Below are 9,891 nucleotides of genomic sequence, written 5' to 3'. Positions count from 1 at the left end.
GAATGTGACCGCTTGGGGCAAGAGGGTATCACCGTTCCAACCAGGGTAAATACGGAAAAACCGCTGGTCTTTGCTGACCAGCGGTTTTGTTCCCTGTGGAGCATAGGAGAATCGAACTCCTGACATCCTGCTTGCAAAGCAGGTGCTCTACCAACTGAGCTAATGCCCCTTTTTTGTTCCTGTGGGCCTAGCAAGAATCGAACTTGCGACCTCATCGTTATCAGCGATGCGCTCTAACCGACTGAGCTATAGGCCCTGGGAACGAGTTAGAACATTACCCAACCGGTATCGCGAACAACAAATCGCCTGCTTATCGACGCTCTTGCCACCGTTTCCCCGTAACTTTTGGCGCCACGCTGGGTTGAGCGTCGATAAGCGAGCTAGCGGTTAGTCAGTGTGACCGTGATCCCGCCGGTGAGGTTGGCGATCGCGTTGTAGATCACCGCCGCCAGCGGCGCGAGCACCGCGGCGACCACGACGCCGACTAGCCCGAACAGGGCGGCGGTGGAGAGCGCGAGCGCCGCATCCACGACGGGCTCACCGCCGACGCCCGCGATCAGCGAGTTCACCGATTCGACAACGCCCGTTTGAGCGAGGAAGAAGTAGACCAGCGCCACGCCGATCATCCAGGCGACAAACCCCGCCAGCGCCATGAGAGACGCGACCTTGAACGCCGAGGCGGGGTTGATGTGGGACACGGTCAATTTTCGCGCGGCCATGGATTACTCCTCATCTTCGTAATCGTGAGTCGGGCCGACGGGGTCCGTCTCCACACTGTTGACGTTGACCGGGGCGCCGCTGGAGGTCACTTCCTGGGCCTCGGCGAGGGTCTTTTCACCCTTTGCCACGGCGGTCGCTTCCTCTTCGCCCTCGTCTTCGACGTTCTTGTCGATGGCGAGGAGCTCAACGTCTTCACCCAGGTCCACGAGGCGCACGCCCATCGTGGCGCGCGAGCTCGGGCGGATCTGGGCGACCTCGGTGCGGATCACACCGCCGGCGGAGGTGATGGCGAAGATCTGGTCTTCCTCCTCCACGGCCAGCGCGCCGATCAGCTTGCCGCGCTTCGGGGTGTACTTGAACGTCATCACGCCCAAGCCGCCGCGACCCTGGGTGGCGTACTCACCGATCGCGGTGCGCTTTCCGTAGCCGCCGGAGGTGGCCACGAGCAGGAAGTCGTTGTCGTGCACGACCGTCATGGCGAGCAGCTGGTCGTCGCCGCGGAAGCGCATGCCCTTGACACCGGCGGTGGCGCGGCCCATCGGGCGCAGCTGCTCGTCGTCGGCGGTGAAGCGGATCGCCTGGCCCTGCTCCGAGACGAGCAGGACGTCGTCCTCGTCCGACGCCAGCGCAGCGCCGATGAGCTGGTCGCCCTCGTTGAGGTTGATCGCAATCAGTCCTGCGGAGCGTGCGGACTCGTAGTCGGTCAGGCGCGACTTCTTCACGCGACCTTCGCGGGTGGCCAGCACCAGGTAGGGAGCGTCTTCGTAGGAGTGAATCTGGATCACCTGGGCGATGCGCTCCTCCGGCTGGAACTCCAGCAGGTTAGCCACGTGTTGGCCGCGCGCGGTGCGCCCCGCCTCCGGCAGTTCATAGGCCTTGAGGCGGTAGACGCGGCCGAAGTTGGTGAAGAAGAGGATCCAGTCGTGGGTGGAGCAGATGAAGAAGTTCTTCACCACATCGTCCTGCTTCAGCTCGGCGCCGCGCACGCCCTTGCCTCCGCGCTTCTGCGCCTTGTACGCGTCGACCTTGGTGCGCTTGGCGTAGCCGGTGGAGGTGATCGTGACCACGACGTTCTCGCGGGCGATCAGGTCTTCCTCGGAGACGTCGCCGGTGGCGGCGATAAGGCGGGTGCGGCGGTCGTCGCCGTAGCGTTCGACAATCTCGGCGAGTTCGTCGCCCACGATTGCGCGCTGGCGTTCGGGGCTGGCCAGGATGTCCTTCAGGTCGGCAATCTGGCGTTCGATCTCGGCGAGGTCGTCGACAATTTTCTGGCGCTCGAGCGCGGCGAGGCGGCGCAGCTGCATGGAGAGGATTTCGTTGGCCTGGATCTCGTCGACGTCGAGAAGCTCAATCAGGCCCGTGCGCGCCTCGTCGACAGTCGGCGAGCGGCGGATCAGGGCGATGACCTCGTCGAGCATGTCGAGTGCCTTGACCAGGCCGCGCAGGATGTGGGCGCGCTTTTCGGCCTCGTCGAGGCGGTACTGGGTGCGCCTGACGATGACTTCGATCTGGTGCTTGACGTAGTAGCGCAGCATCTGGTCGAGGCGCAGCGTGCGCGGCACGCCATCGACGATGGAGAGCATGTTCGCGGAGAAGTTCGTCTCCAGCTGCGAGTGCTTGTACAGGTTGTTGAGCACCACGCGCGGCACGGCGTCGCGCTTCAGCGAGACAACGATGCGCATGCCCACGCGGTCGGAGGACTCGTCGTCGATACGCGAAGCGCCCGGCAGCTTGCCGTTGGCGATGTGGTCAGCAATGTTCGCGATGAAGTTGTCCGGGTTGACCTGGTACGGCAGCTCCGTGATCACGATGACCTGGCGCGAGCCGATCTCCTCGATCTCGGTGACCCCACGCATGCGGATCGAGCCGCGGCCGGTGGTGTAGGCGTCCTTGATCCCGGTGTCGCCGACGATGAGGCCGGAGGTGGGGAAATCGGGGCCCTTGACGCGCTCCATGACGGCATCGAGGGTGGTCTTCTCGTCCGCGGTGTGGTTGTCCAGTATCCAATAGATGGCCTCCGCCAGCTCGCGCAGGTTATGCGGCGGGATGTTGGTGGCCATGCCGACGGCGATGCCACCGGAGCCGTTCATCAGCAGGTTAGGCACGCGGGAGGGCAAGATGTCCGGCTCTTTGGTCTTGCCGTCGTAGTTCGGCGAGAAGTTGACCGTGTTTTCGCGGATGTCGCGAACCATCTCCATGGCCAGCGGCGTCATCTTGCACTCGGTGTAGCGCATCGCGGCGGGTCCGTCGTTGCCCGGGGAGCCGAAGTTGCCCTGGCCGTCGATCAGCGGGTAGCGCATCGACCACGGCTGGGCCATGCGCACGAGGGTGTCGTAGATCGCGGAGTCGCCATGCGGGTGAAGGTTAGCCATCGTCTCACCGACGGGCTTTGCGGACTTCACATACGAGCGCTCGGGCCGGTAGCCGCTGTCGTACATGGTGTAGATCACGCGCCGGTGCACGGGCTTCATACCGTCGCGCACGTCGGGCAGGGCGCGCCCGACGATGACGCTCATGGCGTAGTCGATGTAGCTCGTCTGCATCTCGTCATTGATGTCAATGGGTTGGATGCGGTCGAAGCCGTCACCAGTGAGAGTGTCGTCACTCATTGGTCACCTTTCTGTTTGGTTATCAGGCGAATTCTACCGCGTTGTGCGGGTTTTCGGCACCGGCGTGCGGTATCACAGTGGTATGGCAATGACACTCAGGCTCACGGCAGACGAGGACAAGGCGCTTGTCTTGCTCGCTTCGGCGTGGGGTTGCTCGAAGCAGGAAGCGGCGCGACGGTCGGTGGTCACCGCTGCGGCGCGCTTGCTTGACGACGCCCACGTCACCGCACTCGCACGCACCCATTCGGCGGCCTACGCCGCGACCGAGGCGCGGATCCGGCAGTCACGCGGCGATGAGACCCCTTAGCCCCGAACAGCTCCTCGCGATTGCCGACGAGTACTGCGAGGTCGCGCGGGTGCGCGTGAGGTCATTTCCGAGCCTGTGCGCGGCCGCGGCCGTGCCAGGCGCGCGCGTGCACGGGGTGCCGGTTTTCGATTCCGCCCCCGCTGCGGCCGCAGCGCTCGCCGCCACCGTCTCGAAACTGCAGCCCTTGACCGGTGCAAATGCGGGTTTCGCGGAGGTGGTTCGCCGGGTCTACTTGGACTGGGTGGAACAGCACTAGGGGCCAGCGCTGGCGCCCCTGCGTTACGCATGTTATTTTTGATGCAGTTGTGGCAGCAGTTGCTTGTGTGATTTCCGCTGGGCACTGTGGCGGAAGAGCTGCAACCTGCGCGTGCGCCGCCTGCTTCCGACGGGAGCATTGAGTGGCGCACGCGCTCCCTTTGCTATGTTGTGCAGCGCATTCATCGTCGTACGGCGGTTAGCTGTGGTCTACCTTATGATTGGCTTAGACATAGACCACCCGTGTCAAGGAGAGCCCCATGAAAGTTCGCAACGTCGTTGCCACTGTGTCCGCATCCGCCCTGCTCGTCGCCGGTTCCCCGGCTTACGCCAACGCCCAGATCGTCGCCCCCGAGCCCTCTTCCGACGTGGAGATCCCCGCTTTCGTCACCGACTTCGCCGCCGGCATCTCTCCGGTGTCCCGCGAGGAGACCGAGCAGGCCCTGAAGATTGCCGCCGACTCCGTCGTCTACGGCGGCAAGGGCATCTCCGCGGCCCTCGCCATCTACAACATCCTCACCTCGAGCGCGCCCGTCGCCGGGGTAAGCTCCCTGATCCGCCTGGCTGCCTAGCCCGCCCACCAAACCCCGTTGCCACCGCAGGTTCGCGCAATCCGTCTATGCTCGATGAAATGAGCGACCTGACAAAACTCCTCGACGACACCACCCGACCGTCCGTGGTCAACGACCTCGCCGACTTGGCCAACCGCACAATCGAATCCCAGTCCGGCCTGACCGGGATGGCGATTAAGTCCGCTGTTGCGGGAATCAAGAAGGCCAACGCCGATGCGATCTCCAAGAGCGTCGACCGCGCCCTGCCTTCCATCATCGAATCGCTCACCCCCTATTGGAACGAATACAACCCGGAGACCTCAGCCGGGTTCGGCAACTACCTCGCCTCGCGCGAGGAGGAGGTCACCCGCGACGTTCTCTCCCTCGGCGACCGCTTCGCTCAGCAGGGCCCCGCGGCGGTGCAGAAGGTTTACTCCAGCCTGCGCGGCAAGGCCGGCAAGATAATCGCGCCGGTTCTGCCCGAGTTCGGCGAGATCATCGAGCGCCACGCCAAGTAGCGCTTAGGCGAAGTTCTCCTCGTAGAACCGGACGAACCGCCGGCCCACGATCTCCGGCTCCCGCGCCCAGCGGTTGTGCCCGAGGTCGCCGCTGAGCTCCTCAACCTTGGGGTGAGCCGTCGGGATGTGCTCGGCCAACGCCTCGGCAGACGCAATGGTGCAGTCCTCGTCGTTGTTGAACCGCGTGTAGAGCACGGGTGCGGTGACATCCAGCAGCGCGTTTGTGTAGTCGTTGCCGTCGATGTGGTCCACCAAGTTGGTGCGCGACAGCCTCGCCCACTCCCCCACGTGCTTGCCCGACTGGCGCCCGTACCCGGCGATGTCCAACGGGCCGTCCGGCCAGTAGCCCAGCACGCGCGAGACCGCGGCCATGAGCCGCGCCCCGACGAAGAGGCGTCGCTTGGTCGCCGGGTTGAAAGTTTTGAAGTACGGGCTGCCCGTGCCCACGCCCATCAGACCTAAAACGTTGAGCTCCTGTGCCACACTATTGGCGAAGAACAGGGTTCCAATCTGCCCACCCATCGAGTGGGTCAAGAAAATCACCGGGTGGTCGTGGGGCAGGCCGAGGCTGTCCTTTGCCGCCGTGATTGTCAGCGGGTAATCCTCCGTCGCCATGGTGTGGTAGCTCCACGATTGGTTCCGGCTCGCAACCGCCGTGCTCGTTCCCTGCCCGCGAAGCTCACCGACAGCAGCGGGAAAACCCCTCTCCGCCAGCCACTCCGCGATGGGGCGGTAGTAGCGGGCGCCCATTCCGAACCCTGGCCAGATAACCACGAGAGGCTTTCCGCTGTTCGGCGCCGGGTACAGCGCAACGGTGCTCGTCGAGTTGTCGGGAAGGGTGATATCTACGTTGTTCGCCATGGCAAAAGTGTAGACAACGCTGCCCTATCTGCACCGATCGGCCAGCGGGATCAACACCCGTCGCACCCGCTTGACGACGCTTAGACGTCGAGGAAGCGCACGTCTTTCGCCTTGCGGGTGATAAACGACCGGCGCGCGGCGACGTCGTCGCCCATGAGAATGGAAAACAGCTCGTCGGCGTGCTGCGCGTCCTCGACGTCGACACGCCGCAGAATGCGGTGCTCCGGGTCGAGTGTGGTTTCCCACAGCTCGCTCGGGTTCATCTCGCCGAGGCCCTTGTAGCGCTGGATGCCGTCGTCGGTGTTGATCTTGCGGCCGGCCTCCTGGCCTTCGGCGAGCTGCGCGTCGCGCTCGCGGTCGGAAAACGCGTATCCGGGCTCGCCCTTTGCCCACTTGAGCTTGTACAGCGGCGGGTTGGCTAGGTAGACGTGGCCCTGTTCGATGAGCTCCGGCATGAAGCGAAACAGCAGGGTCAGGAGCAGGGTGGCGATGTGCTGGCCGTCGACGTCGGCATCCGCCATAAGCACAATCTTGTGGTAGCGCAGCCGCGAGATGTCGAACTCGTCGTGGATGCCAGTGCCCAGTGCGGTGATGATCGCCTGGACTTCGGCGTTCTTCAGCACACGGTCCATGCGGGCCTTTTCCACGTTGAGGATCTTGCCGCGCAGCGGCAGGATCGCCTGGTACATCGAGTCGCGGCCTTGCTTCGCGGAACCGCCAGCGGAGTCGCCCTCCACGATGAACAGCTCAGAGGCCTTCGGGTCCTTGGAGCGGCAGTCGGCGAGCTTGCCGGGCAGCCCGCCCATGTCGCCCGCCGACTTGCGGCGCACGAGGTCGCGGGCTTTGCGGGCGGCCTGGCGCGCCTGCGAGGAGGAGACGGCCTTGTTGATGATCACCTTCGCCTCGGCCGGGTTGGCGTCGAACCAGTCGGAGAGGTGCTCGTTGACGGCGCGCTGCACGAAGCCCTTGATCTCGGTGTTGCCGAGCTTGGTCTTGGTCTGGCCCTCGAACTGCGGATCGCCGACGCGCACCGACACGATGGCGGACAGCCCCTCGCGGCAGTCCTCACCGGTGAGGTTGGGTTCCTTCTCGCGCAAAAGCTTGTGGTCGCGGGCGTAGCGGTTCATGATCGAGGTCAGCGCGGCGCGGAAGCCCTCCTCGTGGGTGCCGCCCTCGTGGGTGTTGATCGTGTTGGCGAAGGTGTGGACGGATTCCTTGAACCCGTTGTTCCACTGCATCGCCACTTCGGCCTCGTGGTCGGTGCCCTTGGCCTCGAACCCGATCACGGAAGGGTGGATCGGGGTCTTCGACTTGTTGAGGTGGTCGACGTAGTCGATCAGCCCGTTCGGGTAGTGGTACGTGACCTTCTTTTCGCGCTTCTTCTGCACGGCGGGAGCGACCTCGGCGCCGGCATCGTCGCCGGTGGATTCCTCCACCACGGTGTCGTCGAAGGAGTCGCCGTCGACAAGCGCTGCGGTGTCGCCTTCCTCGACGATCGCCTCAAGCTCGAGCTCTTCGTCGGTGACGCGCTCGTCCTTGAGCGTGATTGTCAGGCCCTTGTTCAAAAACGCCATTTCCTGCAAACGCCGCGAAATGGTGTTGTAGTCGAACTCGATCGTCTCGAAAATCTCGGCGTCGGGCCAGAAACGGATCGTGGTGCCGGTGCCGCGGGCATTGCCGCCCTGCTCGAGCTCGTGGGGAACAGCGTTGGTGAAATTTTGGTACCAGTGCTTGCCGTCGCGCTTGATGTCCGCCTCTACGCGGGTGGACAGAGCGTTGACGACAGAGATACCGACGCCGTGCAGGCCGCCGGAGACAGCGTAGGACTCGGAGTCGAACTTGCCGCCGGCGTGGAGCTGGGTCATGACGACCTGGACGGTGGGCGCACCGGAGGGGTGCATCTCCACCGGGATGCCGCGGCCGTTGTCAATGACCTCGATGCCGCCGTCGGCAAGCAGCGTGACGTCGACGCGGTCGGCGTAACCAGCCATGGCTTCGTCGACGGAGTTGTCCACCACTTCCCAAACAAGGTGGTGGAGGCCGCGTGCGCCGGTGGAACCGATGTACATTCCGGGGCGCTTGCGAACAGCTTCGAGGCCCTCGAGAATGGTGATCGATGACGCATCATAGTGCGGTTCTTTGGTAGCCACGATGTGGGAGTCTCCTGTCGCGCTAAGGGGGTTTTAACCCGTCCAATCCTACACCCTGTAGGGGGAATTACCCGCACCAGCCAATCCTGCGAGAGGGCGTTTCTCGCGCGAATTTCGGGGTGTGTTTCGTTCTTACCCGTATGTGTCGCGCGGCCCGCGGCCCTTGACGTGGAGTGGACCCTTGCGCCAATTTTTCGTCTTCGGGGGGTAGACGTGCAGTTTCGTGATCACCCCGGGACCGATCTTCTGCGCGATCTCCGACAGCACGGTGGCCTGCATGTACTTCAGCTCTGTGGCCCAGGCCGTTTGGTCGCATGCGATGAACACCTCGCCGTCTTTGATCATCTGCACCTCGGTGTGCTGGGCGATCTTTTCACCGACCAGGCCCGCCCAGTTTCCCATGACCCATCCGAACGCCATCTTCTCCGTCCACGCACGCTTGTTGATCTCCGTGCGCACCAGCGCGCCGAAGCCCTTGACCTGCATGCTTCGCGGTAAGGCGCGCCCGTCCGGCCCCGTTGGTAGTTCCCGTTTTGACCAGGTTTTATGTTCAACGTCGTCCAGTTTGAGACCCGGCACGCGTATCGACGCCGCCTCGACGCCGTCACTGAGCGACACCACGCGCGCCCGGCGCGGCATCTCCGAGTGACCCTGGCGCCGCAGGTCCGGAACCCGCCCTCCGCGCTGGCGCGCCGTAGCGCGAAGGGTGTCGAAGGTGGAGGAAACGAGGTCAGCCATCGTTGGCCTCGATTGTTGAGTTCGCCTCGTGCATGCTCACAAGGTAGCGGGCGGAAACGGCGTCCGCGAGGTTGTCGGGCAAGTCGTCGCCCACCGCTGCGGTTATCAGCACCTGTTCGGCGCTGTGAGCAACGGCGACGAGGCGCTGGCGGCGAAGCGCGTCGAGCTCCGCGAAAACGTCGTCGAGGATGAGCACCGGGTGCGAGCCCTCGGAGGCGAGCAGCTCGTACTCGGCCAAATGGAGGGCGAGCGCATACGACCAGGTCTCGCCGTGGCTGGCGTACCCCTTGGCCGGGGTGTCGCCCAACATCAAAACCATGTCGTCGCGGTGCGGGCCAACGAGCGTGGTGGTGCGCTCGATTTCTTCCCTGCGCCGGCGCGCCAGCTCGGTGAGCATGGCGGCCTCAATGACGCCGGGGTCCCGGCTGGGCTCGCCGGCAAGCGAACGCACCGCGTCGTCGACGGTGGAGGAATAGGACACCGACGCGGGGCGTGATTCGGGGGCGACTGCAGCGTAGGACTCGGCGATGTGCGGGGAGAGGACGTCGAGAAGCTCGAGCCTTCCGGCGGTGACTTCCGCACCGAGTCGGGCGAGCTGCAGATCCCACACGTCCAGGGTGGCCAGCGCGCTGGCGCCGGTGTCGTCGCCGTAGCCGCGGCGCAGCTCGTGGGCGGAGCTGCGCAACAGGGCGTTGCGCTGGCGCAGCACCTTGTCGTAGTCCGCCTTCGCCCCACCGAGGCGCGGTGCGCGCGACGTCGCGAGGTCGTCGAGGAACCGGCGCCGCTCCGCTGGCTCGCCCGCGACGAGCTTGAGATCCTCCGGTGAGAACATCACGGTGCGCAGCACGCCGAGTACTTCGCGCGCCGACTTCAACCGCGTGCGGTTGATTTGGGCCTGGTTGGCGCCGTTGGCTTTGATTAGCAAATGCGTTGTCAGCTCGCGGCCGTCGTTGACGGTGGTGACGGACACGCGGGCGTCGGAGCATCCGGAGCGGATCAGCGGGGCGTCCGTGGAAACCCGGTGGCTGCCGAGGGTGCTGGTGTAGTGCAGCGCTTCGACGATATTCGTTTTGCCGTGGCCATTGCGCCCGGCGAACACCGTCGCCCCCTGCTCGAGGGTGAGGGTAAGTTCGGGCCAGGAGCGAAAGTCGCGTAGATCGAGATCGCGTACGTACACGGGCG

At 64.6% G+C, this 9,891-nt stretch carries 10 protein-coding genes and 2 tRNA genes; 4 read left to right on the top strand and 8 right to left on the bottom strand.

Annotated elements, in window-relative coordinates; genetic code table 11:
- Positions 1–96: 96 nt before the first annotated feature.
- From HMPREF0298_RS00255 to gyrA, 4 genes are all read right to left on the bottom strand, one after another.
- Positions 97–169, bottom strand: a tRNA-Ala gene (locus HMPREF0298_RS00255).
- Between the two features lie 13 nt (positions 170–182).
- A tRNA-Ile gene (locus HMPREF0298_RS00250) sits at positions 183–256 on the bottom strand.
- Positions 257–380: 124 nt separating this feature from the next.
- The gene (locus HMPREF0298_RS00245) at positions 381–719 is read right to left on the bottom strand and encodes a DUF3566 domain-containing protein (protein WP_006839050.1); all 339 of its coding nucleotides are present in this window, start codon (positions 717–719) and stop codon (positions 381–383) included.
- Positions 720–722: 3 nt separating this feature from the next.
- Positions 723–3,329 carry a DNA gyrase subunit A gene (gene gyrA, locus HMPREF0298_RS00240; RefSeq protein WP_006839049.1) on the bottom strand — a complete coding sequence of 869 codons (2,607 nt, stop codon included), beginning with the start codon at positions 3,327–3,329 and terminating at the stop codon, positions 723–725.
- 82 nt (positions 3,330–3,411) lie between these two features.
- Here gyrA and HMPREF0298_RS00235 point away from each other — a divergent pair, with 82 nt between their 5' ends.
- From HMPREF0298_RS00235 to HMPREF0298_RS00220, 4 genes are all read left to right on the top strand, one after another.
- A complete protein-coding gene (locus HMPREF0298_RS00235; protein WP_006839048.1) occupies positions 3,412–3,636 on the top strand; it encodes a hypothetical protein in 225 nt (74 codons plus the stop codon).
- Positions 3,623–3,892 carry a hypothetical protein gene (locus tag HMPREF0298_RS00230; RefSeq protein WP_006839047.1) on the top strand — a complete coding sequence of 90 codons (270 nt, stop codon included), beginning with the start codon at positions 3,623–3,625 and terminating at the stop codon, positions 3,890–3,892. Before HMPREF0298_RS00235 ends, HMPREF0298_RS00230 begins: the two co-directional genes overlap by 14 nt.
- Before the next feature lie 259 nt (positions 3,893–4,151).
- On the top strand, positions 4,152–4,463 hold the full coding sequence (locus HMPREF0298_RS00225; protein WP_040422083.1) for a hypothetical protein: 312 nt from the start codon (positions 4,152–4,154) through the stop codon (positions 4,461–4,463).
- A 59-nt stretch (positions 4,464–4,522) separates the two neighbouring features.
- A complete protein-coding gene (locus HMPREF0298_RS00220) occupies positions 4,523–4,960 on the top strand; it encodes a DUF6918 family protein (protein WP_040422248.1) in 438 nt (145 codons plus the stop codon).
- A gap of 3 nt (positions 4,961–4,963) precedes the next feature.
- Here HMPREF0298_RS00220 and HMPREF0298_RS00215 read toward each other — a convergent pair whose 3' ends face one another.
- The 4 genes from HMPREF0298_RS00215 to recF all read right to left on the bottom strand — a co-directional run bounded on the left by HMPREF0298_RS00215 (position 4,964) and on the right by recF (position 9,886).
- Complete coding sequence (locus tag HMPREF0298_RS00215) at positions 4,964–5,821, bottom strand: alpha/beta fold hydrolase (RefSeq protein WP_006839045.1); 858 nt, start codon at positions 5,819–5,821, stop codon at positions 4,964–4,966.
- Positions 5,822–5,901: 80 nt separating this feature from the next.
- Positions 5,902–7,971, bottom strand: a complete 2,070-nt coding sequence (gyrB, locus tag HMPREF0298_RS00210; protein ID WP_040422081.1) for a DNA topoisomerase (ATP-hydrolyzing) subunit B — start codon at positions 7,969–7,971, stop codon at positions 5,902–5,904.
- Positions 7,972–8,103: 132 nt separating this feature from the next.
- Complete coding sequence (locus HMPREF0298_RS00205) at positions 8,104–8,709, bottom strand: DciA family protein (protein WP_006839043.1); 606 nt, start codon at positions 8,707–8,709, stop codon at positions 8,104–8,106.
- On the bottom strand, positions 8,702–9,886 hold the full coding sequence (gene recF, locus HMPREF0298_RS00200; RefSeq protein ID WP_006839042.1) for a DNA replication/repair protein RecF: 1,185 nt from the start codon (positions 9,884–9,886) through the stop codon (positions 8,702–8,704). The genes HMPREF0298_RS00205 and recF overlap by 8 nt, the downstream gene beginning before the upstream one ends.
- Between the last annotated feature and the right edge of the window lie 5 nt (positions 9,887–9,891).

The organism is Corynebacterium lipophiloflavum DSM 44291 (assembly GCF_000159635.1).
Taxonomy (GTDB): Bacteria; Actinomycetota; Actinomycetes; order Mycobacteriales; family Mycobacteriaceae; genus Corynebacterium; species Corynebacterium lipophiloflavum.
The sequence above is the reverse complement of the archived record's forward strand: the minus strand, read 5'-3'. Positions and strand labels throughout refer to the sequence as shown.

What these genes read in the sequence shown, in the direction of transcription:
- HMPREF0298_RS00235 (WP_006839048.1), top strand. Translation starts at nt 3,412, where the DNA reads ATGGCAATGACACTCAGGCTCACGGCAGACGAGGACAAGGCGCTTGTC.
- HMPREF0298_RS00230 (WP_006839047.1), top strand. Translation starts at nt 3,623, where the DNA reads ATGAGACCCCTTAGCCCCGAACAGCTCCTCGCGATTGCCGACGAGTAC.
- HMPREF0298_RS00215 (WP_006839045.1), bottom strand. Translation starts at nt 5,821, where the DNA reads ATGGCGAACAACGTAGATATCACCCTTCCCGACAACTCGACGAGCACC.
- HMPREF0298_RS00220 (WP_040422248.1), top strand. Translation starts at nt 4,523, where the DNA reads ATGAGCGACCTGACAAAACTCCTCGACGACACCACCCGACCGTCCGTG.
- HMPREF0298_RS00225 (WP_040422083.1), top strand. Translation starts at nt 4,152, where the DNA reads ATGAAAGTTCGCAACGTCGTTGCCACTGTGTCCGCATCCGCCCTGCTC.
- HMPREF0298_RS00205 (WP_006839043.1), bottom strand. Translation starts at nt 8,709, where the DNA reads ATGGCTGACCTCGTTTCCTCCACCTTCGACACCCTTCGCGCTACGGCG.
- HMPREF0298_RS00245 (WP_006839050.1), bottom strand. Translation starts at nt 719, where the DNA reads ATGGCCGCGCGAAAATTGACCGTGTCCCACATCAACCCCGCCTCGGCG.
- gyrA (WP_006839049.1), bottom strand. Translation starts at nt 3,329, where the DNA reads ATGAGTGACGACACTCTCACTGGTGACGGCTTCGACCGCATCCAACCC.